This is a genomic window from Pseudomonas sp. NFPP24, assembly GCF_900112095.1.
Classification (GTDB): Bacteria; Pseudomonadota; Gammaproteobacteria; order Pseudomonadales; family Pseudomonadaceae; genus Aquipseudomonas; species Aquipseudomonas extremorientalis.
On the sequence record NZ_FOKD01000003.1, the window covers coordinates 427,104 to 449,204 of the forward strand.

The window sequence follows — 22,101 nt, forward strand, 5'->3', positions numbered from 1 at the left end:
CCATTGCGCAAGCACTAATGATGCCAATCAGAGGTTCGACAACACCCGATTCAACCCGACCAACGCCGCGAGCAAATGACTGCGCTGCACCGGGCTCAGGACGATATAACGTCGAAACGCTGGCAGACGATTGACCACCTCGCTGCCCCCCATATGCTCCAGGCGCACGCACCATTGCCGGTCGTGCAGCTCGATGCGCAGACGCTTGAAATCCAGCGGCATCAGCGCCTGGAACAAGGCCTCGTCGGCCAGCAAGCGTGCCTGCAACTCACGCCCCAGCGCCTGGTTGCCGGCACAGCGCCGCACGCGAATTCCATGGCGCCGGATCGCGCCGCCATGGTGCACCGCGAAGCTCGCCGTGCCCCCCGTTGCTGCCGGTACGCACAGGACAAACTCGGTCAGCACCAGATGCATCAACCATTGCGATTCGGTGCGCTCGACAATCTCGAACCCCACGCCGTCCACTTCAAGCGTTGCCAGCCCAAGGTTGCGCCGCAGGTGCGCCAGGGTCACCCCCGGTCGATATCCCGATGGCGCACGATCGGCACGCCACAGCTCAAACAGTCTTTGCCGCAAAGTCGCCATAACCGTCATCAGCCTGCTCCGGTTGGTTACTGAACTCCTTTGCCAATACTTCCTCCACGGAGGCCGGCTTGAAGGGGTTGACCTTCTGCACCACCAGGGTCCAGAACAGCGCATACGCCGCCGTGCCCGCCAGCATCACGCCAAACGGCACATAGATGTCTGCCGGGTTCATGCCCGGAGGCGTGATGAACCACATGCCCAGCAGGATCCCGATGCTCGACACGATCTGCGGCAGCGGAAACCACGGCGAACGGTAGGCCCGTGGCAAGTCCGGCCGACGGATACGCAGGCTCACCACCGAGATCGTCACCAGCAGATAGGCAAAGCTCCACGCACACACCGCCGCCAGCACCAGGTGCATGATGTTGTCGGTGTTGCCCCCCAGGTACAACGCGTGCAGGCAGGGAATCAGCATCGCCACCAGGATGCACAGCAGCGGCGTCTTGAAGCGTGGGTGCAGGTAGGTGAAAACCTTGGGCAACGCGCCGTCCACCGCCATGCCGTAGAGGATCCGTGGCACACCGGCCATCAGGGTGTTGATGGTGGCCGCGCCGGCAAACAGAAAACCGATGCCCAGCCACAGCGGGCCGATCTGCCCCATCACCTGCTCGGCGAACCTGGGGATGGCCATGGGCGTGTCCAGCAGGTGCACGCCTGACGTGGCGTCGAGCACCACGTTTTCCACCTGGCGTTTCATCGCCCCACCATAGATGAACATGCAGGTGGCCACGCCCATCAGCCCCAGCATCATTGCGCGCGGCATCACCTTGGCCGATTGGCGCAGGTCCGGCGCCAGGGGCGTGACGAACTCGCAACCGACAAACATGAACATCGCCATGCCCACCAGCGACAGCACGGTGATCAGGTCGGTGCCTACCAGCGACTCGCCGAACCAGCCGTCCAACTGCACGGCGGGCGCGGCGATCAAGCCGAGCACGCCGAACACCATCAGGGTGATCCACATGCCGAAGGTGAGGATGATTTCCGCTCGGCCAAAAGCACTGACGCCAAACGCGTTCAGCACGCCAAAGACGATCACAAAGCCCACGCCGAGCAACCACGAGCCACCCGCCGATTCCGCCAGGGTGTTGAGATGCTCGAAGTTCACCAGGGCCATGACCCCGGACAGGATGGTTTCGGCGGTGCCGGCAAATACATGCACGATCAGGTACGCCGACAAGGTGCCGGTAATCGCGAAAAACCGCCCCATGCCGCAATTGATGTAGTCGTACACCGAGCCGGTGGTGGGCAGGATCGACGCCGCCTCGGCAAAGGTGGTGGCCTGGGCCAGCATCATCACCACGGCGATCAGCATTGCCAGGGCGAACGCACTGCCGCCGATGCCAAACCCCATGGTGGCGGTGAGAATCACCGGGCTGGCCATGATCAGGCCAATGGTGCTGGCCAAGGCGGTGGGGAAACCTACCGTGCCCCGGTTGAGGTGCGCGGTGAGTCGGTCGTTGATCGACATGGTGGGGTCCTCGAAGACGGTTTTTTTAATGTGTCGGTACTCTGCGCCCCACTCCAATTGCTCGTCTTGCCCCTGTCTGCCGCCGCTTTTGTTGCTCCCTGCCACAGCGGGCGGCGTGGCGGCCAGGGTCAATTCCCTGGCACGCAGAGAAAAGACTCAGGCCCCCGTCACTCGCCCTAATGCGCCCTCACTCTTAACCAAGCTGGGGACAATGACAATGGAGCACACACTGAAAAATCGCGGCCTGCGCCAGGCGGTCGGCCTGGGGATTGCGTTGCTGGTGGGCCAGGCCCAGGCGGTCGAGCTGTACGCCGATGCCGACACCCACGTCACCGGCAACTTCCTCGCCGTGTACGGGATGTTCAACAGCCCGAAGAACTACGATGGGCGCAGCGGCGGTTCCACTTGGCGCGAAGCCTTCATCAAGTACGGCCTGAGCGTCGACCAGAGCCTGGGCCGCTTTGGTGGCGTGTATGGCACGGCCAACCTGGTGAGTTCCGGCACCTGGGGCGATGGCGATGCCTCCGGGGTCACCACAGGCAAGGAGCGCACCACCAAGTTCGATGAAGCCTTCGCCGGCTGGCGCTCGGGCGAGCTGTTCCCGGCCTTGGGCAAGGACGGCGTGGACCTGTCGTTCGGTCGGCAGATCATCATGCTGGGCGACGGTTTCCTGATCAACGACGATGGCCCCAATCTCGGCAAGGGCGTGGGCGATGGCGAGTTCAATCGTGGTGGCGCCTACTACATCGCCGCGCGCCATGCCTTCGACAAGACCGCGGTGATCCGCCTCGGCGGCAAGGACGGCGTGCATGGCAGCCTGATGTGGATCAAGTCCGACAACCCCGCCCAGGCCATGACCGAAATGGCCGCCGGCACCCTGGAGTACAGCGCCGCGCCGGGCACCCTGGGGCTCACGTATATTCATGGGATCGATGTGGACGAGCGCTTCGCCAGCGACGTGCAGCGCCAGCGCAAAGGCATGAACCTGTACAGCCTGCGCGGCGCCGGCAATGCCGGTATCGACAACGCGCACTTCGCCTTTGAACTGGCGCGCCAGGACCGCCGCGACAGCCAGGAAAATGCCGGCTACGCCGAAGGCGGCTACACCTTCGCCGACCTGCCCTGGTCGCCGGACCTGACCTACCGCTACGCACGCTATTCAAAGAACTGGGATGCGATGTTCGCCGGTTTGAACCGTGGCTACGGCACCTGGGTGCAGGGCGAAGTGGCGGGCAACTACTCCGGCCCGTACAACACCAACACCTCCGTGCAACACCTGGCGCTCAAGGTCAAGCCGCTGGAGAACCTCACCCTGGGTGCGCTGTTCTTCGACTACAAGACCGTCAGCACCCGTGGCCAGTTGAACCTGGACGGTCGCGAGCTGGACCTGTACGCCGAGTGGGCGGTGAACGAGCACCTGATCATCACGCCGCTGCTGGGTCTCTACACACCCGACAAGGATGCAGAGACCGGTGGCAACCAGGTCGGTGGCAACGGCACCAATGTCTACAGTCAGTTGGTGGTCGCCGTACCGTTCTGAACCGTCTCGGGCGCGCAGGGACGCAGCGCCTGGACCTCGGCATAGGCGCCCTGGTGATACAACAGCGGCGCACGCCCGAAATCATCGAAGGCCACCACCTTGCCGATCATGATCCAGTGGTCGCCACCGTCCACCTGCTGGTATTTTTCGCAGTGGAACCGTGCCGAACAATCGGCGAACACCGGTGAACCGCCCTCCCCCGGTTCGTACTCGATCAGGGCGAAGCGGTCTTCACGCGGGCGCGCAAAGTTGTTGGACAGGTGCACCTGATCCGCCGCCAGCACATTCACTGCGAAGTGACTGGCCTCCTCGAACACTTCGTGGCTGTTGGAGCGTTTATCGATGCTCCACAGCACCAGTGGCGGGTCGAGGGACACCGAGTTGAAACTGTTGGCGGTCACGCCCACCTTGCGCCCGGACGCGGTGGCGGCGGTGACCACGGTCACGCCAGTGGCGAAGTTGCCCAGGGCGCGACGAAAGGCCCGTGGGTCGAAAAGGCTGTTGTCAGGCATGCAAGACTCCCGGGCGCCCTCGAACGGACGCCCTGATTGTTGTAGTGGAAGAACGGGTCACACCATGCTCGGGTCCGGCTCCAGGCCCATCAGCTCACGGCCGAGGATCTGCGCGCAGACGTCGTAGTCGGTGTAAGCATGGGCGCCGGTCATATGGGAATCACGGAACAGGCGCTGCATTTCGTTGTGTTCGAACCAGGCATTGCCACCGGCGGCGGCGAACAGGCGGTCCACTGCCTCGATGCACATCTTGGTGGCGTAGGCCTGGTTGGTACGCCAGAAGGCCAGGGTTTCGCGGCTCGGGTAACGCTGGGCGGCGCTGTGTTCGGCGTGGTCCTGCCAGGTCTTTTCAAGGAACGCACGGGCAGCGGCCACCTGGTGGGTGGACTCGGCCAGGCGCATCAACGCCGGCGTTGCCGCGCCCACGGCGGCACCGGTGTAGGCGCGCACGCGAGTTTTGGTTTTTTCGCGGAACACCTCCAGCATGCGCTCGGCCACGCCAAGGCTGACGGTGGAAAAACCACTGGCGAAATACGGCCGGTACGGCGCGTAGAAAATCTGGCTATCGGGGTAGAGGCCAAAACCTGCGGACTTGCCCTCCATCATGTCCTTGGCCTTCTGGATCCGGTGCTCGGGCACCCAGGCATTGTCGATGACCAGGGTCTTGGTGCCGCTGCCCTTCATGCCGGCGGCGAACCAGTCATCGCGGATCTGGTAGTCACTGCGCGGCAGCACGGCAAAGCAGTAATCCTGGGTGCCTTCGGCGTTCTGTCGGCGGCAGCCGACAATCGCCCACTCGCCATGGTCACAGCCACTGCTCCAGCCCATTTCACCGCTGAAGTGCACACCGCCTTCGCCCTCCACCACGCGCCCGAACGGCGCAATACTGCTGCTGGCGGTGGCATCCGGGTTTTCGCCCCAGATTTCCTGCTGCAACCGGGCCGAAAACAGCGCCAGTTGGTGGCTGTGGGTGCACAGCAGGCTCATGGCCCAGGCGGTGCTGGCACAGCTGCCGGCGAGCAAGGCGATGCAGTCGGCGAACTCGGGCAGCGACAGTTCCAGGCCACCAAAGGCCTTGGGTTGAAAGGCACGGTGCAGGCCGATGCTTTTGAGCAAGGCGATGTTCTCATCCGGCACCTGGCGTTGCTGTTCGGCACGCGTGGCATTTGCCGCAATCTGGGGCAGGAGGGGCTTGAGGTCTTCGAGGAGCGGATTTGGCTTTTTCATGGACGGCCCTGCTTATTATTGGAAGTCCGGCAGCCGCTCCAAGTCGAGGAGCAGCGCTGGATGCAGGGCCAGTATCGAACGGGTCGGGCGCGTGGAAAATGCACGTTCCACAGGCAAGGTTGTACTTTTCACAGGCGCGGCAGCCACAGGCATGACGCCTGGCAGGCACAGTCAAGCCAGGCGCGGGCGGCTTGGATACCCTCGGGTTTTCTTTTGTGAACTCCCAGGAACCCGCCATGAGTGATATCCCGCTGTTGCCTCACGTCGAAGCGTTTTTACGTCGCCCCCATGGGCTGTTCATCGACGGCGTCAACGTCCACGGCCATTCCAGCCAGACGCTGGCGGTGACCAACCCGGCCACCGGTGAAGTGATCGCCCACGTGGCGGAGGCCGACCTGGCGGATATCGATGCAGCGGTGGACTCCGCCAACCGGGGCTTTGAACTGTGGTCCCAGGCTGCGCCGGCGACACGCGGCAATGTGCTGCACAAACTCGCCGACCTGCTGGAGCGCAACCGCGAAGAACTGGCGCAGATCGAGACCTGTCAGTCCGGCAAGATCATCCAGATTGCCCGCGCGTTCGAGGTCGACCAGGCGGCGCACTTCCTGCGTTACTACGCAGGCTGGGCGACCAAGATCAGCGGCCAGACGCTCACCCCGTCGCTGCCTTCGTTCAATGGCGAACGCTACACCGCGTTCACCCTGCGCGAACCGGTGGGCGTGGTGGTGGGCATCGTGCCGTGGAATTTCTCGACCATGATCGCCATCTGGAAACTCGCCTCGGCACTGGTGACCGGCTGCAGCATTATCATCAAGCCCAGCGAATTCACGCCGCTGACGATCCTGCGCATCGCCGAGCTGGCCATCGAAGCGGGGTTGCCGGCGGGTGTGCTCAACGTGTTGACAGGCGGCGGCCATGTCGGCAAAGGCCTGGTGGAACACCCCGGCACGCACAAGGTGTCCTTCACCGGTTCGGTGCCCACCGGCATCGCCGTGGGCCGCAGTGCCATGGGCGCCGGCCTCACCCGTGCGACCCTGGAACTGGGCGGCAAGAACGCCGCCGGGTTCCTGCGCGACGTGGAGGTGGACAAGGCGGTGGACGGCATCATCGAAGCCGGCTTTTTGCACGCCGGGCAAATCTGCGCAGCGGCCGAACGTTTCTTCGTGCACCGTTCGCAGATCGACGCGGTGCTGGACACACTCAGCCAGCGCCTCAGCCGCCTCACCATCGGTTCGCCGCTGGACGAAAGCACCGAATTCGGTCCGGTCACCCACCATCAGCACCAACTCAAGCTGCTCGGCTATTTCAGCCAGGCCCGCGCCGAAAACAACCGGATCATCCACGGCGGCAAACTCATCGACCGCCCCGGCTGCTACGTCGAGCCCACGGTGATCCTCGCCAACAGCATCAACGACACCCTGCTCAACGAAGAAACCTTCGGCCCCATCGCGACCTTCCTGCCCTACGACAGTGAAGACGAGCTGCTCGCGCTGATGAACAACGGCCCCTACGGCCTCAGCGCCAGCCTGTGGACCAACGACTTGGGCAAGGCCCTGCGCATGGTGCCGGCGATCAAGGCCGGCACATTGTGGGTGAATATGCACACACTGCTCGACCCGGCCGTGCCGTTTGGGGGCAGTCGGTCTTCGGGGGTTGGCCGGGAGTTTGGCAGTGCATTCATCGAGGATTACACCGAGCTCAAGTCGGTGATGATTCGGTACTGAGGGTCAGCTCTTTCAAGGCCTTTGAAAACCGGCCATATCTGGCTGATACCCTCCCAATTGGGGCGGACACTGCAACTGTGGCAAGCCCGCTCGCCACAGAAAACCCACCAAAGCAATTGTTCAATCCGGCGGTTCAACATCCCGCAACATATCGGGATCATCGAGGGGTGTTGGCTACCAACTCCCCATCGCCAGACTGAACGGCGAAAACTCCGCGAACTGCCACCGCAACGCCAACGCCGCCGGGCGCCGCACCACATGTTCCACGGTGACCGTCCACAAGCGCTGGGCGCCCTCGAACAGCGCCACTTGCGGGCCGTCGAGGATCAATGAAGTGCGCCCGGCCATCTGCAGCACATCCCCCGCTTCAAAATCGATGAATAACAACCCCGCCACCGGGTTCACCTGCAGATTGCCCAGGGTGTTGAAGAACAGGTTGCCGGCAAAGTCAGGGATGGTCAGCACGTTGCCTTCGACCCGCACAAAACCCGTATTGCCGCCGCGATGGGAAACGTCCACCGAGCGCTGGCCATCCACCTCGACGTAGCTGGCGACGAAGAAGGTGTCGGCATTGCGGATCAGCGCTTGGGCCGCGTCATCCAGGCTGCTGGAACGTTCGGCCACGCTGCCGGGTTTGCGTGCGATGGCATCCACCGGCCGCAATTGGATGTACTTGGGGCAGTTGCCGAACGTGTGCACCACGTCGACCGAAAAGCCTTCGTGATCAAGCGCACCGATACGTCCGTTCATGCGGTTGCGGCGGCGGGTGTTGAGGTCGATGCCCAGCAGGCCGATGGATGCCCCCTCACGCAAGCCGTTGCGAGCCGGGTCGTTGGCCGACGGCAGACTGTCGACCTGCAAGGTCTGCGGGTCCGGCGAGTGGGCAAAGCCCGGGGCGCCTTCAAGCAGCGTCGCCCAGGGAATGCCTTGCTCGTCCACCACACCCAGCATCAGGTACGGCAACAAAGGGTAGAAATCCCGATGCTGTTCGGGCAAATGATCACGGATCACCTTGGGCCCGACCACGGCCATGCGCTCGGCGACCCCCACTGCTTGTTGCATGTGCCGTTCACCGGCATGCCAGGGCGATGGTTCGATCAGGTTCATGGCAAGCACCTCATGTTGGATAGCCCGATGCTGCGCCCTGCCCGCCACCGAGGGAATCACCACGCCAGGCAATCCACTGTTACGCCAGTTGAAATGCCGGGTGTTCACGCAGCGCCGCCACGCAGTGGTCGACAAAGCTGCGCACGCGCATCGGTGCGTTGCGGCCTTCGCGGTACACCACGTGCACGGGCAATGGTGGCTGTTCAAAACCCGGCAACAGGCGACGCAATTGCCCGCTCTGCACATGCTCGTGAACCGGGTAACTCAGGCAGCGAATCACCCCCGCCCCATGCACCGCCGCATTGATCGCGCCCTGCACCGTGGCGCAGCCCAGGCGCGCACGGGCCTTGAGTGGGTAGCCCTGGAAATCCCAATGCACCTGGTCGGCAGTGGCGATCAGCCGATGGTGCTGGAGGTCGTCCGGGCGTTGAGGCTCACCGTGAATCGCCAGATAACCGGGGCTGGCGCAAAGGATATGCCGCACCTGCCCCACCGGCCGCGCGATCAACGACGAGTCGGGCAACTCACCGACGAGAATCGCCACGTCCAGCCCTTCTTCGTGCAGGTTGGGATAATAGTCGTGGTAGTGCGCCGCGAGGCTCACCTCGGGATAACGGTCCAGGTAGTCGGCCAAGACCGGCGCCATCACATGAGCGCTGAACAGAAAGGGCAAAAACACCCGCAGGTTGCCCTGGGCCTGCACATGCAAGCCTTTGGCCGAGGCTTCGGCGGCGTCCACGGCGGCGAGCAGGCGCACGCAATCGGCCAGGTACGCGTTGCCGGCGTTGGTCAGGCTCACGCCCTGCGTGCTGCGTTCAAGCAATGGCACGCGCAGGCGCGCTTCCAGGCGGGCCACCGCACGGACCAGTGTCGGCCCGGACACCTGCGCACTGCGCGCTGCGCCGGCCAGGCTCGAGTGTCCGGCCAGTGCGGCGAACAACTGCATATCGCGATAGCGCTCCATCAACCGCGCCGTTTCATCGCAGGGTTCAGGGCGGCGTCCTGGCCCAGGCGATGGCTGAGAAAGTCGACAAAGGTGTTGATCTTGGCCGGCACGCGGCCGCTTTTCTGGAACACCACCTGGATCGGCAACGGCTCAGCCTCATACGCTTGAAGGACGATCTCCAACTCGCCCGCCGCCACCGCCGTTGCGACCTGGTAGGACAGCACCCGCGTCATGCCCCAGCCCAGGCGCGCCAGGTTGATCGCGGCATTGTTTGCCGTAACGACCAGGCGCGGTTCGATGGGCACGGACAAGGGTTGGCCGGCGTCGACAAACTCCCAGCCACTCACCAGCTGGCTCGACGATGACGTGACGATCTTGGCCTCACGCAACTGCGACGGGTGCTCCGGTCGCCCGTGCTGGTCGAGATAGGCTGGCGCTGCACAGACGACCCGGCGCACTTCGCCGACCTTGATCGCCTGCTGACCCGGCTCGTGCAGATGACCGATACGCACCGCGACATCGACGCCTTCGTCGACCAGATTGACCACGCGGTCGACCAGCAAGGCATTGATGTTCACCAACGGAAAGCGGTCCAGGTACTCCCCCAGCACCGGCGCCACATACAGCTCGCCAAACAGCACTGGCGCCGTGACCGTCAGGTGGCCGCAGGGGATGGAGTAACTGCCGGCCGCCGCTTCTTCGGCTTCATCGAGGTCTGCTAGGATACGCCGGCAATCCTCCAGGTAACGCTGGCCGGCTTCGGTCAGGTGCACGCTGCGGGTGGTGCGCGCCAGCAGTTGGGTGCCGATACGTTCCTCCATGGCGGCGATGGCCCGGGTCACGCTGGGTGGCGAGGTGTTCAGGCGGCGTGCGGCGGCGGCAAAACCCTCCTCCTGGGCCACCGCCAGGAACACCTGCATTTCATGAAATCGGTCCATCGGCACTCCTCTCGAGCAACTGCATATTGCTATTCCCCTGTGGCAAGCTCGCCTGCCACAACAGGCTCACTGACCACAACCGGGGTTCGCGTTAGTGGGATTGCAAGCCCACGGCTGTGCGTGGCATGCCGACAAATCCCGGCAGTGCTTCGATGCTGGCGAGCCAGGCACGCACCTGAGGGTAGTCGGCCAGGGACACATTGCCTTCCGGCGCATGGGCGGTGTAGGTGTAGAAAGCGACATCGGCGATGGTCGGTTGCTCGCCGGCCAGGAAGCGGTTTTGGCTCAGTTGCGTCTCCATCAGTTTCAGCAAGGCGTGGGAACGGGCAATGGCGACGCAGGTATCGATATCCGCGCCAAACACCGTGGCCAACCGCGCCGACGCGGGCCCGACGTGCAGTTGACCGGCGGCGGCCGAGAGCCAGCGCTGCACCCGCGCCTGCCCCACAGCATCACCCGGCAGCCACTGGCCCTTGCCGTAGGTGTTGGCCAGGTAGACCAGGATCGCATTGGAGTCGGCCAACACCACGCCGTTGTCATCAATCGCCGGCACCTGGCCGAAGCTGTTGATCGTGGCCAGATAGTCCGAGGACTTATGGGCGCCTTGCTTGAGATCCACCAGGATAAATTCCGTGGGCAAGCCCAGCAGGGACAACATCAGCTCGACCCGATGAGAGTGGCCGGACAACGGAAAACCATAGAGTTTGATCATGAAAGGCTCCAAGAGAATGGGATGGCAACGCCGCACATGCTCTACCGCTGGCCCCTGACGTTGGAATCACCACGCTCTACAATCGAGCATTTCACCCAGTGAAACAATACCGCTCAGCGTTCCTCGAGTCTGTCCCGCAAAAACCGATGGCTCGCAGAAAACAACCGCTGGTAAGTGAGCAACACCGCCCCCACCGTACCCAACGCCGACGACGCGGCAATCAGGAACATGATCACGATCTGATAGCGCACCGCGTCCACCGGGCTTTCTCCCGCCAGCACTTGCCCGGTCATCATGCCGGGCAGGCTGACGATGCCGACCACCGTCATCTGGTTCAGCGTCGGGATCATCCCGGCGCGCACCGCCTGGCGAATGGCATCCTGCGCGGCCTCCCAGCGTGAGCCGCCGAGGGCCAGGATCATTTCGATGGTGTTGCGCCCCGAGGTCAGTTCCTGGGTCATGCGTTCGATACCCAGGGAGACCCCAGTCAGGGTGTTGCCGAGGATCATGCCAAGGATCGGGATCGCGTATTGCGGCTCGTACCAGGGGTGGATGCGGATCACCGCAAACAGGCCCACGGCGGTGACCAGCCATGAGCTGCCCCATACCGACAGGATGCTGTCGACCCGCTGGCCCCGGTAAGTCCGCCGTCCTCGCCCGGCGGCGGAGAGACCGGCGATCAGGGTCATGGCGCACATCAGCGGCAGCACCACGTACCAATAGGCGAACTCGAAGACCCAGCCCAACAGGTAACCGATGGCCAGCAGTTGCACCACCGTGCGCACCGCCGCCCACAGCAATTGGCGGCCCAGGCCCAGGCGCAACAGCAGCGACAGCGCGCCATTGATCAGGATCAGCGAGGCGGCAATGCCCATGTCCAGCGCGGTGAGGTTCTGGTAATTCATGGCTGGGCCACTCCGCTCAGTACACCGGCGCTCATCTGCAAGTGGATGTCACTCATGCGCCGGGCCTGGTCCAGGTCGTGGGAGACCCAGATGCAGGCACGGGAACTGTCCTCGGCAAACCAGGCGTCGATCAGCGCTTCCACTTCGCGGGACGAGGTGGGATCGAGGGCGGCAGTGGGCTCGTCCAGCAGCAGCACTTCGGGTTTGAGTTGCAGGGTGCGGATCAGCGAGACCACCTGGGACTCACCGCCTGAGAGGTCGGCGGCGTGTTTGGCCAGAAAGTCCGGCGTCTTGCCGGCGTGGCCCAGCAGTGCGGTCACCGTCGCCAGGTCGAAGCTGCGCTTGCGCGAGGTCTTGAGGCTGTAGGGAAAACGCAGGTTGTCTTCCACCGTACCGTCGAGCAGCGCCGGACGTTGGGAGAGGTAGCTGATATGGCAGCGGTAGTGAGGAATCTGCGCGTTGCCGATCGGCTCGCCGTTCCACAGGATCTGCCCGGACGTGGGCGCATCCAGCAGCGCCAGTGCGCGCAGGAATACGCTTTTGCCGGAGCCGGATGAGCCGGTGATCGACACCCGGTCGCCGGCCTGCAGGCTGAAATCGGTGGGCTGGAGCAACGGCACCTGGCGACGCTCGTCCAGGCGCGTGAGGGCGCGGGTTTCAATCAGTGCGCTCATGGACGCGGTGTTCCTCTCAATCCGGATGATGCAATGGTGAGGCACACTCGCCAGGATTTCATGCAAAAAATTCAAACTATCGCATCCGGTGTGGCTCAGAGCTTTAGATTCAACGTTACCGAGGAGGCGACATGCAATACCGACAACTGGGCCATTCCGGCCTGCTGGTATCCGAAATCATCCTGGGCACCGTGCCCTTCGGCGGTCGCGCCGAGTTTGAACAATGCGGATCGGTGGACGTCCCCCAGGCCAAACGCATGTTCGATATCGCGTTCGACGCGGGTGTGAACATGGTCGACACCGCCGACCTCTATTCCCATGGCCTGGCCGAGGAAGTCGTCGGCAAAGCCTTGGGCGCCAAACGCAACGATATCCTGCTGGCCACCAAGGGCCGCAGCCCGGTGGACAACAACCCCAACAACTCCGGTTCTTCGCGCTACCATCTGATTCGCGCGTGCGAAGCCAGCCTGAAACGCTTGGGCACCGACCATATCGACCTCTATCAACTGCACAACTGGGACGGCATGACCCCCATCGAGGAAACCCTCGAAGCGCTGCGGCTGTTGGTAGGTTCGGGGAAAATACGCTACTTCGGCACCAGCAATTTCACCGCCTGGCAGATGATGAAGACCCTGGGCAAGGCCGAACTGCACGGCATGCTCAAACCTGTCACCCAGCAGATCTACTACACCCCGGAATCCCGCGAAGCCGAGTACGAACTGCTGCCACTGGCACTGGACCAGTCGGTGGGCACACTGGTGTGGGGCCCGATGGGCGAAGGCCTGTTGACCGGGTCTACCCGTCGGGGTCACAAGCCGCCCGCCAACACCCGCCAGGGCAGCGGTTGGCCGGAACCCTATGTGCACGATCAGGAGCGTGCGCTCGACATCATCGAAACCCTTGCCGCCGTCGGTGACGAACACGGCGTGTCGGTAGCCCGCACGTGTCTGGCGTGGCTCAAGGACCGACCGGGCATCACGTCGCTGATCGTCGGCGCCCGCACCGAAGAGCACCTGCGCGACAACCTCGCGGCGACTGAGTTGAAACTGACCCAGGAACAAGCTTCACGCATCGAAGCCGTGACGCGCCGCCAGCCGTTATACCCATACTGGCATCGCTTTACCGCCGGGATCGACCGCTTTGATCCGGCGGAGCAGCCGTTTTTGGCTGAGCATCAGAAGACCATGGATGCGCGCAAGGACAAGTAATGCCTTGGCAGCCTTGCGCCAAGGCTGCCTTTTCCCATTCAAGGAGCCCCCGTGATTGCCCAAATCATGATCGCCGCCCTCGGCGTCGTTGCCATCTGGTTCAGCCAAAGCAAACGCTTGAAAGTGCGCCGCTACGCCTGCCTGTTCGGCATGGCGGGCCAGCCGTTCTGGTTCTGGTCATCCATCAATGCCGAACAGTGGGGGATTGTATTGCTGAGCTGTTTCTACACGGTGGCGTGGGCGAAGGGGATCAAGACCCATTGGGTTGATCACACGCCAGACGCGCAACACTGATTTGCAAACGAGCGCGGCACTGCCTATATTTCCCGCCTGGCGCTCTCTACGCCACCTTCCGCGGAAAGGGCTGCGCCCAGGACACTGCAACACCCTCTTTTTCTACGACTCCCCACCTTGAAGCGGAAAAGGTTTGTGCAAGGAGATCGTATGTCCCAACCACTCAACACCGATGGCCGTCTCAACCTTGAGCAACAGCGCAAGCGTGCCAAGGAACTGCTGCCACGCCTGAAAGCCGAAAACCCGAACGCTACCCTGTCCCTGGCCCAATGGGAAATCGCCAGGCAGCTGGGTTTCAGCAGTTGGCCAAAGCTCAAGGCCCATATCGATGCCATCGACTTCGCCGCCCGCCACCCCGATTTTGCCGCCAGTGATGAAGCCCGTACCACCCATTGGCGCTGCGGCAATGACATTGCCCACAGCCTGCAACTGGCAGGGTTCAAAGGGCAGTTCCGGATGCTCGCCGACCCGCTGTGCATGGGCCCGGTCCGCGATTTGCCCCGCCAGGCGTTCCGCGCCCTGCGCAGTGCCTTTATCAGCCAGGCCTTCGCCATCGATGAAGCCGATGCAGCTCGTCGCGTCGACGTTGAATATGACCACCTCGACGCATTGGCCAGCGCCGACCACAGTGTGCTGTGGTGCGAAGCGGATGCCTATGACCAGCTGTTCCTGATCCGCGCACTCGCCGGTCTTGAACAGGTGCCGCACAAACTGGAGCTCATCGAGGTGGACCGCATTCCCGGCGTGCAGCGTTTTATCGGCATCGGCCAACTGGCGCCGGATGTATTGGCGTGGCTATGGCCGCAACGGCGCTTGCTCGAGGAGGACGCCGTGCAACTGGCCAAACAGGCCTGGTCGGCGTACTGCGACAGCTCGCCAGTCAGATGGGCGCAAATAGCCCACGACAGCCACACCGCCTTGCCGTTGCTTGCCCCGGCGTTGTTGCGTCAATTACAGGAATTGCCCGGCCTGCACGACGGCCTGTCGCTGACCGAGCGCCTGGCCCTGACGTACCTCGCCGAAAACGGGCCAACGCCATTCGGTCGGGTGTTTGCCGAACTGATGGCCAAGCGTGAACCGCTGCCGTTCCTGGGGGACATGATGTTTCATGTGCTGTTGCGACCGCTGATCGATGGCGACAACCCTTTACTGACAGCCACCGAGACGCACCTGGAATGGCCACGCCAGGTGCTGGCGTTGACTGCGCTGGGGCAGGCCGTGTTGAACGGTGACGCCAACTGGCTGGATCACGCCAGCCATGTGCGATGGGTGGGTGGCATATGCCTGCGACCTCGCCAACCCCACTGGGCGATTGATGAACACATCATGCCTGTATGGCGCCCGTGATTACGCTAACGTGCTGCCCATTCAACCCTCACTTGCGAGACTGCCCATGCGCAACCTGATCTTCGCCAGCCTGCTTCTGCTGGCGGGCTGCCAACAAACGCCGCCGGCCAATGACCAACTCGATGCCGTGCTCTGGACCCAGACCTCCATCGAGCATGAGTTGATTTACCGCCAGCTCTTCGCCAATGCCACCCGTCAACTTGACGTGGCGTTGGCCGATCCCACCTGGGATGCCCTGCCCTTTCCCCCACGCAACCTGAACGGGTTACCGCCGGCGGTGGTGGTCGATATCGACGAAACCCTGCTGGACAACGTACCGCTCAACGCCCGCGATGTGGTCAACAACCAGGTCTATTCCTACGACCGTTGGAACACCTGGGTCGACCAGGCCAGGGCCCAGGCCTTGCCCGGTGCCGTGGCGTTCCTGCAGGCAGCCCGGCAAAAAGGCATCAAGGTGTATTACCTGACCAACCGCGAACACAGCCAGGTCGCCGCCACCGTGAAAAACCTGCGCCTGCGCGGTTTCCCGGTTGACAGCGACCAACAGGTCCTGGCCGCCAGCACTCCCACCGGCCACTGCGAAAGCGCCGGCTACGGCAAGAACTGCCGCCGCCAATGGGTCGCCGCCCATGCCCGCGTGTTATTGATGGCCGGGGATTCCCTGGGGGATTTCGTGCAGGCCGAGCACAACACCCTCGCGGATCAGCGCAAGGCGGTGGAGCCCTATGTGAACTGGTTGGGGCAACGCTGGTTCTTGTTGCCCAACCCGACCTATGGCAACTGGTACAGCGCGCCGTATGGGGATGATGAGAAGCTGCCGTTCGAGCAAAAGCGCAAGCTCAAGCAGCGGGCGTTGCAGTTGCAGGAGTAGCGATGGTGCCTGGATATCAACGTTTTTTGGGGCGCTCGTTTTTAGACATCGCCCTGGCGGCCCAAGCCATACCAAGGGTCAGAGCAATGAATACGGCTTCACATACTACGTTCCAGATGATCGTGAACCAGAACAGCTTCGGCTGCCCTACAAGCGTGTAGGTGATGGAAGGCCCCACGCGACTGTAAGAAATCGCCACACCGCGAATTAACCCGTCGACAATGAGATAGCCATGAAGCCCTACAACAAAGATGAGAGCGGCTGTGATACACCAAAGCGATCGGCTGTCCGACAGCCTCATAGCATTTCTCCTAGAAGCCTCAGACCTTGACGTTCTGCCGGATATTCCAACCGAACTTCACTGGGCCACCGTCCTTGGCACCATCGGCTTTCTGTGGCTGGTAGCTGACGTCGACGGTGGCAAAATTCAGCGCAACTCTGTCGTAAAGCACATCATCCTTATTTCCGGCACTCGTGCCGTAGGACACCACCATCACTTCCTTGAAGGTGATCACCAGATACTCCACAGGGCTGGAACCACCCGCCTTGCGCACCACAAGCCGTGCTTCGGGGTAATGCTTGCCGCTAGCGCAGGCCATCATCAAATTTGGGCTGGATTTATCCAGCGGCTTGGTCAGATTGAGGTTGGCAAAATCGGCCTTGCCGGCGCCGCCACCTCTCCCGGAGTGCATCGATCCTGCCTGAGACACTCCCCACGCCCACTCGGTGATATCGATCTCGTCGAGATGAGCGTGGTCGCGTGATTCACCCTTGATATCGCCCAGTTTCAAAAACATATCGACGGCCATATTGGCTCCTTGTCCTTGTCAGCGTCGGAAGTGACGCGGGGCGAACTGTTCCTTATTCGACAAAGCGCCGACAAGATTGAAAACCGGTATTGGGACGCGCCTGTCTCGAAAAGACGAAACATCCGACATTAATTTGCGCAACCGCGCCTTTACTCTCTCGACTTCCAAAACCAGGAGTTAAGGAATGACGGCCTCACTGCTCAAGGATGGATTTCCCTCGGCCCATCGCACCACACGGCAACGTATTGAAAGCAGCATTGATCTGCCTCGATTGTTCTCAGCCATCGACGCCGACCCGTCAGTGATTGGTGCTGGCGTGGTGTATATCGATGCGGAGTTCAATGTCGTGGTCCTGCGTGAGTTTCAGGCGATTTGCAGGGTACAGCCGATCAAAATAGTACTGCGGGAGGCGCCAAGGTACGTGGGGCCAGTGGAGTTCAAGCGGATGCTGGAACATGAGACGCGGGAGTCCAGGTTGGTCGCGGAGGCGACCAACACCACAATGACTTGTGCAGGGGCATTATTGAGTTGGGTGGTAGTCTGGAGCGGGATTGCGTTCATGCCCTTCACTGCGGGAGCAAGTACAGTGATTTCCTTTGTAGGAAAGGCTGCTGCAGTAGCGAGTACAGTTCAATGCATCGCTGGCACTGTTCGAACGGCATTTGAGGTTTACAGCCCTCAATCTAACGATAATCTGGACAATGAAGCTTGGTACCAGGCGGCAATGGTGGTGTTGGATAGCATTGCGCTGCTAGGTGTAGTTACTTCAACACTCGTGACAATCAGAGCGGTTAGCACTGCTACGCGAGTGACAGGAAAATCACTGCGCCAAGTCCTGCGAGGTCTTTCACGACCAGAGCGAGCACAACTGAACAACGAGTTACTCAGAATCCGTGACCCTCGACTCACAACGAAACTGCTCAAATTGGAACAGGCGGCAGGCCGGCTGCCCAAACGCATCAGTGCTACAGAAATGCATCAGACCACCCTTCACCACCTAACGGAGAGCTTGGCAGCAACTCTGAGCTTTACCAGTAGCGCTATGTCCGGAAACGTCAAAACACTTGCGATCGGCCTTTACGAAGAGTTGATCGATTGAACAAGCAGAAAAAACAAGAGGTATGAAAAACCTAAGCGACCCTGAAAAAACAGGGTCGCTGGAAGTGGTGGTAACCCGTCATGCCGCGACGTCACGTGCCGCCGTATGCCGATTCACCGGCACCGGCAACCCCAGGTGCCCGCGCAACGTGCTGTGACTGTACTCACCGCGAAACAACCCGCGCTCGCGCAACAGCGGCAATACCTGATCGGTAAACCGCGCAAAGTCCTCCGGCGCGCCCACATGGATGTTGAACCCATCCACCGCGCCCTCCACAAACCAGCGCTCGATCTCATCCGCCACGGTCTTGGGCGAGCCGACGAAACTGGAAAACGGCTTGGCAAACCGCAGCGCCGCCTGACGCAACGTCAGACCCTGTTCACGGGAGACTTGCTTGATGTTTTCCGCATGCCCACGATAGCCATTGCTACCCAAGTCACCCAACTCCGGGAACGGCTCATCCAACGGATATTGGCTGAAGTCGTGGTAATTGAATGGCCGGCCTAACTGCACCAGCGCTTTGTGCAGATCCAGCTCGCCATTGCGCTCGCGGTCGATGGCCTGGGCCTGCTCATCGGTATCCGCGATGATTGGAGAAATACCCGGCAGGATGGTTACGTGGTCAGGGTTACGTCCAGCGGCGGCGGTGCGTTTCTTGATGTCGCTGTAGTACGCCTGGGCATCTTCGAAATTGCCCACGCCGGCAAAAATCCCCTCGGCATAGTTCGCCGCCAGGCTGCGCCCGGATTCGGAGATTCCCGCCTGGAAAATCACCGGTTGGCCTTGGGCTGAACGGGCTATATTCAACGGTCCGGTGACCGAGAAAAACTCGCCGTGGTGATCGAGGCGGTGTTGGCGCTGCGGGTCGAGGAACACCTTGGTTTGCTTGTCACGCACAAAGGCGTCGTCTTCATAGGAGTCCCACAAGCCCTGCACCACCTCCAGATGTTCGGCCGCGCGGCGATAGCGCTCGGTGTGGTCGATGTGTTGTGCGCGGCCAAAGTTACCGGCCGCGCCTTCCAAGCCGGTGGTGACCACGTTCCAGCCGGCGCGGCAGCCACTGATGTGGTCCAGGGAAGCAAACTGCCGCGCCACGTTGAAGGGTTCGGTATAGGAGGTTGTGAGCGTCGCCACCAGGCCGATTTTCGAGGTCGCCCCGGCGATGGCTGAGAGCAGCGTCAAGGGCTCCAGGCGGTTGAGGAAATGCGGCGCGGAATCCGGGGTGATGTAGGGGCTGTCGACGATGAACACCAGGTCGAACTTGGCCGCTTCTGCCTGCTGGGCCTGGGCGCGGTACCAGTCGATATCCACACTGGCATCGCCGGGGATCTGCGGGTGCAGCCATCCGTTTTGTGCAGTGCCTACACCGGTGAGAATGGCGCCGAATTTGAGTTGCCGGGGTGAGGTGGGCATCAGGGTATTCCTCCGTGGGTGGCCGCGGTGCTGGCCTGTAGAGATCGACGTTAATGCCCGCGAGCGGGGCTTGTGAAAGGCTTTGTAGATATATGCTAATTATTAAAATTACTGATATAAACCAAGCAAGAAACTCCGCAACAGGCATAAAAGACAACAGCGCTGTCGCGGGCCGTTGAAGCGGCTTTGGACACGGTCATGAGAAAACAAGGAGAATGGCGACCTTTCAAACTCAACGCGCTGGCATCAGGTTATTCCCTCGATCCAATCTGATTCAAGCCACAAGGTCATATGGATATGAAACGGGCACTTATCGCTTGGCTCGGCCTGTTATCGCTGACCCAACCCTCACTGTCCTTCGCGGATAACCTCAACGGGAAAACTCTCTTTTCCCAGCGGTGTGCGATGTGTCACGGCGCCGATATCAAAGGCACTGGCCCCCTGGCCAACAAGAGCAATCCCCCCACACCTGACCTGACCACCGCCGCGTTCAAAAAACGCCTGAATGACTACCCAGGCGTTATCGTCTCTTCAATCATACTTCGCCCCAATGGCGACCTGATCCCAAGGACGTTGCGAGAGAACGGCGTGAAGCTAGCGCCGTTCGCATGGAGGGTTAGCGACTTCCGCGATTTGAATCAATACATGAGCGGTGTGATTGCCAAGACTCGTTGAGCCTCACACCGCTCTTGCAGCAACCGCCTCGACCTCAATCAACGCACCAGGCAATGGCAACGCCACCACTTGCAGCGCCGTACGTGCCGGCTTGTTCGGTTGCTCAGGTGTACCGAAGAACTGCGTGTACCCCGCCTGCAAGCCGGCGAAATCCAGCTTGCCACCCGTCTCATCGGCCCCCACCAGGAACACCCGCAACTGCACGATATCGCCCAGGTCCAGGTCCTGCTGGCGCAGGATCTTGCGCAGTTTATTGAACACCGACACCGTCTGCACTTCGGTATTGCCATAGGCCGCCGGTGTGCCCGCCGGGGCGCTGGCATCGTGCAGGTCGGGCAAGGTGCCGCTGATGAAGATCAGGCTGGCGGATGCCGGCACCGTGACGGTCTGGGAAATCGGGAAGTCGCCGACGCTGGTACGTTGAATGCTGTCGCTCATGATGAATCTCCTTATGAAGCGGCCAATGCCGCGCTATGACGGTGTTGAGTCACCCGTTCAGCCAGTTGCCCCACCACATGGCGCGCCGAGTTGGCCGCCGATTCCTGCCAGATACCCACGCCGCTTTGCACCAGCCCGTCGCCGGCGAAATACACCCGACCATGCCCGGCTTCGAGCAAGGCGCTGGCGTCGGCCGGGAAATGCTCGCGCTGCAGCCACGGGCCTTCGCTGTAGGGAATCTGCTCCCAGGACACCGCCAGCGGATTGCGCAGGTGCTTGGAATACCCGGGATGCAGCAGTTCCACGGCCTCCCTGGAGGTGGCGTACTGTTTGTCGAACGGTTGCGCGCCAAACACATCGGCGCCCTCCCCGGTCACATAGCCCGCCACCAGCAGGCCTTCGCGAGTATTGAGGTCATTGCTCGGGTACCACAGCAGGCGCGCCGGGTGTTCGATCCACGACAGGCCGCCGTAGGTGCGGTAGTCGGTCTCCCAGAAGCGCGGCGACTGCCACGCCACTTTGGTCGCCTGGTCGCTGCGGGTGCTGAGCAGGGCGGCCTTGATCGGGTCGCTGAAGTCGGTGTCGAGCCTGGCCAGCAACGGCAGCGGCAACGTCGAGATCAGGTAGTCGGCGCGCACGACCTGCTCGCGGCCGCTGCGCTGGTCGTGATAGGTCACCGCCACGCCGTCTTCCAACTGGCGGATACGGCGCACCTGGGCGCCCAGTTGTACATGACCGCTGACGCGCTGGTAGAAGGCGTCGGTGATGCGGTCCATGCCGCCCACCGGTTGGAACATGGTGGCAGAGAACTCCGGGAATTCGGTGTGCAGCAACGCGCCCCACAGTTCCGGATGCAGCAGTTGGTCCAGCGCCAACGGGCGGCGGCTGGCGGGCAAGGCGCCGGGGTGCGCTGGCGATTCCAGGTGCCCCGAACGGATCGTGCCCTCGAAAGCCAGCTCCTGGGACAGGTCGCCATACACCCGCAGGAACGCCAGCAAGCGCGTACGCTCTTCACCGCTCAACAGATCATCGAGGGCATCGCGCTGCACAGCTTTGGCGAGCAAGCCGGACAGGTGCCCGCGCGCATCGTTGATGGCCTGGCCGACCGTGAATGCAGGCTTGCCCACATCAGGCCGTACCTGGGCGCCATGACTGCTGTTGACCAGCACTTCCAGCGGCACGCCCAGCTCATTGCAATAGTCGAGAATCGTGCGGTGCTGGCTGGGAATCCGTGCCGGCCCGGCGTTGAAGTAATGCCCCGGGTCGAACGCGGCAGTTTGCGTGCGGCCGTCCTTGTAGTCCACGCGGTCGCCGTTGCGGATCGTCCAGGTGCGGCCGCCCACCCGCTCACGGGCCTCCAGCACTTGCACCTCGAAGCCGGCGCGGGTCAGTTCCAGGGCTGTGACCAGCCCCGCGATCCCCGCGCCCAGCACCAGCACACGCGTGCCCTGCCCCAGGCCTTCCTTGAGTTTCAACGGTTGCGGACGGCGGTGTGACGACGGCCCCAGGCCCAATGCCGCCAGCGCGTCCTTGACCGCCAGCTCGCCCCCTACCGCAGCGATGCTCGACAGCGCTTCACGTCGTGTCAGTCCCATGCTCGATGCTC

The 22,101-nt window shown here is 62.2% G+C and carries 22 protein-coding genes and 1 pseudogene; 8 read left to right on the top strand and 15 right to left on the bottom strand.

The annotated features are described in order from the left end of the window. Positions 1-27: 27 nt before the first annotated feature. Together BM026_RS08805 and BM026_RS08810 are read right to left on the bottom strand one after the other, a co-directional pair. Positions 28-594, bottom strand: a complete 567-nt coding sequence (locus BM026_RS08805; protein ID WP_093124466.1) for a DUF3156 family protein — start codon at positions 592-594, stop codon at positions 28-30. Continuing rightward, positions 557-2,056 carry an APC family permease gene (locus BM026_RS08810; RefSeq protein ID WP_092244502.1) on the bottom strand — a complete coding sequence of 500 codons (1,500 nt, stop codon included), beginning with the start codon at positions 2,054-2,056 and terminating at the stop codon, positions 557-559. The genes BM026_RS08805 and BM026_RS08810 overlap by 38 nt, the downstream gene beginning before the upstream one ends. A 217-nt stretch (positions 2,057-2,273) precedes the next feature. On the opposite strand from BM026_RS08810, the gene BM026_RS08815 reads away from it, so the two are divergent. Next, positions 2,274-3,596, top strand: a complete 1,323-nt coding sequence (locus BM026_RS08815; protein WP_093528121.1) for an alginate export family protein — start codon at positions 2,274-2,276, stop codon at positions 3,594-3,596. Between the two features lie 32 nt (positions 3,597-3,628). Here the strand turns inward: BM026_RS08815 and BM026_RS08820 are convergent. Then, positions 3,629-4,108: pseudogene (locus BM026_RS08820) on the bottom strand (flavin reductase family protein); the annotation flags it as partial. A 57-nt stretch (positions 4,109-4,165) separates the two neighbouring features. Then, the gene (locus BM026_RS08825; RefSeq protein ID WP_093513024.1) at positions 4,166-5,335 is read right to left on the bottom strand and encodes a p-hydroxyphenylacetate 3-hydroxylase oxygenase component; all 1,170 of its coding nucleotides are present in this window, start codon (positions 5,333-5,335) and stop codon (positions 4,166-4,168) included. A gap of 236 nt (positions 5,336-5,571) precedes the next feature. On the opposite strand from BM026_RS08825, the gene BM026_RS08830 reads away from it, so the two are divergent. Further along, entirely contained in the window at positions 5,572-7,059 is a 1,488-nt protein-coding gene (locus tag BM026_RS08830; RefSeq protein ID WP_093528124.1) for an aldehyde dehydrogenase family protein, read from the top strand. 174 nt (positions 7,060-7,233) lie between these two features. Here the strand turns inward: BM026_RS08830 and BM026_RS08835 are convergent, their stop codons facing one another. From BM026_RS08835 to BM026_RS08860, 6 genes are all read right to left on the bottom strand, one after another. Continuing rightward, positions 7,234-8,166, bottom strand: a complete 933-nt coding sequence (locus tag BM026_RS08835; protein ID WP_093528127.1) for a pyridoxamine 5'-phosphate oxidase family protein — start codon at positions 8,164-8,166, stop codon at positions 7,234-7,236. 79 nt (positions 8,167-8,245) lie between these two features. Further along, positions 8,246-9,130 carry a LysR family transcriptional regulator gene (locus tag BM026_RS08840; protein WP_093528130.1) on the bottom strand — a complete coding sequence of 295 codons (885 nt, stop codon included), beginning with the start codon at positions 9,128-9,130 and terminating at the stop codon, positions 8,246-8,248. Beyond that, entirely contained in the window at positions 9,130-10,050 is a 921-nt protein-coding gene (locus BM026_RS08845; protein WP_093528133.1) for a LysR family transcriptional regulator, read from the bottom strand. Before BM026_RS08845 ends, BM026_RS08840 begins: the two co-directional genes overlap by 1 nt. A gap of 91 nt (positions 10,051-10,141) precedes the next feature. Beyond that, positions 10,142-10,762, bottom strand: coding sequence for a glutathione S-transferase family protein (locus tag BM026_RS08850; protein WP_092244478.1), 621 nt, complete (start codon positions 10,760-10,762; stop codon positions 10,142-10,144). 113 nt (positions 10,763-10,875) lie between these two features. Then, positions 10,876-11,667, bottom strand: coding sequence for an ABC transporter permease (fetB, locus tag BM026_RS08855; protein ID WP_071492141.1), 792 nt, complete (start codon positions 11,665-11,667; stop codon positions 10,876-10,878). Continuing rightward, complete coding sequence (locus tag BM026_RS08860; protein ID WP_093124496.1) at positions 11,664-12,341, bottom strand: ABC transporter ATP-binding protein; 678 nt, start codon at positions 12,339-12,341, stop codon at positions 11,664-11,666. Before BM026_RS08860 ends, fetB begins: the two co-directional genes overlap by 4 nt. Positions 12,342-12,472: 131 nt before the next feature. On the opposite strand from BM026_RS08860, the gene BM026_RS08865 reads away from it, so the two are divergent. From BM026_RS08865 to BM026_RS08880, 4 genes are all read left to right on the top strand, one after another. Then, complete coding sequence (locus tag BM026_RS08865) at positions 12,473-13,549, top strand: aldo/keto reductase (RefSeq protein WP_093528136.1); 1,077 nt, start codon at positions 12,473-12,475, stop codon at positions 13,547-13,549. Between the two features lie 51 nt (positions 13,550-13,600). Next, on the top strand, positions 13,601-13,843 hold the full coding sequence (locus BM026_RS08870; RefSeq protein WP_058426121.1) for a hypothetical protein: 243 nt from the start codon (positions 13,601-13,603) through the stop codon (positions 13,841-13,843). A 150-nt stretch (positions 13,844-13,993) separates the two neighbouring features. Further along, a complete protein-coding gene (locus BM026_RS08875; protein WP_093528139.1) occupies positions 13,994-15,190 on the top strand; it encodes a DUF1835 domain-containing protein in 1,197 nt (398 codons plus the stop codon). 46 nt (positions 15,191-15,236) lie between these two features. Then, complete coding sequence (locus BM026_RS08880; protein WP_092244466.1) at positions 15,237-16,061, top strand: 5'-nucleotidase, lipoprotein e(P4) family; 825 nt, start codon at positions 15,237-15,239, stop codon at positions 16,059-16,061. Between the two features lie 16 nt (positions 16,062-16,077). Here the strand turns inward: BM026_RS08880 and BM026_RS08885 are convergent, their stop codons facing one another. Both BM026_RS08885 and BM026_RS08890 read right to left on the bottom strand, forming a co-directional pair. Beyond that, on the bottom strand, positions 16,078-16,362 hold the full coding sequence (locus tag BM026_RS08885) for a hypothetical protein (protein WP_092244463.1): 285 nt from the start codon (positions 16,360-16,362) through the stop codon (positions 16,078-16,080). A 19-nt stretch (positions 16,363-16,381) separates the two neighbouring features. After that, positions 16,382-16,870 carry an Hcp family type VI secretion system effector gene (locus BM026_RS08890; protein ID WP_093528142.1) on the bottom strand — a complete coding sequence of 163 codons (489 nt, stop codon included), beginning with the start codon at positions 16,868-16,870 and terminating at the stop codon, positions 16,382-16,384. Between the two features lie 184 nt (positions 16,871-17,054). Here BM026_RS08890 and BM026_RS08895 point away from each other — a divergent pair, with 184 nt between their 5' ends. After that, a complete protein-coding gene (locus BM026_RS08895; RefSeq protein WP_093528145.1) occupies positions 17,055-17,969 on the top strand; it encodes an Ssp4 family T6SS effector in 915 nt (304 codons plus the stop codon). A gap of 78 nt (positions 17,970-18,047) precedes the next feature. Here the strand turns inward: BM026_RS08895 and BM026_RS08900 are convergent, their stop codons facing one another. Beyond that, on the bottom strand, positions 18,048-19,382 hold the full coding sequence (locus BM026_RS08900; RefSeq protein WP_139217547.1) for an LLM class flavin-dependent oxidoreductase: 1,335 nt from the start codon (positions 19,380-19,382) through the stop codon (positions 18,048-18,050). Positions 19,383-19,679: 297 nt separating this feature from the next. Here BM026_RS08900 and BM026_RS08905 point away from each other — a divergent pair, with 297 nt between their 5' ends. Continuing rightward, positions 19,680-20,057 (top strand): c-type cytochrome, encoded by a 378-nt coding sequence (locus BM026_RS08905; protein ID WP_092244456.1) that lies wholly within the window; start codon positions 19,680-19,682, stop codon positions 20,055-20,057. A 3-nt stretch (positions 20,058-20,060) separates the two neighbouring features. Here BM026_RS08905 and BM026_RS08910 read toward each other — a convergent pair whose 3' ends face one another. Together BM026_RS08910 and BM026_RS08915 are read right to left on the bottom strand one after the other, a co-directional pair. Next, positions 20,061-20,495, bottom strand: a complete 435-nt coding sequence (locus BM026_RS08910) for a RidA family protein (protein ID WP_093528148.1) — start codon at positions 20,493-20,495, stop codon at positions 20,061-20,063. An 11-nt stretch (positions 20,496-20,506) separates the two neighbouring features. After that, positions 20,507-22,090, bottom strand: a complete 1,584-nt coding sequence (locus BM026_RS08915) for a flavin monoamine oxidase family protein (RefSeq protein ID WP_071492148.1) — start codon at positions 22,088-22,090, stop codon at positions 20,507-20,509. Positions 22,091-22,101 lie beyond the last annotated feature (11 nt).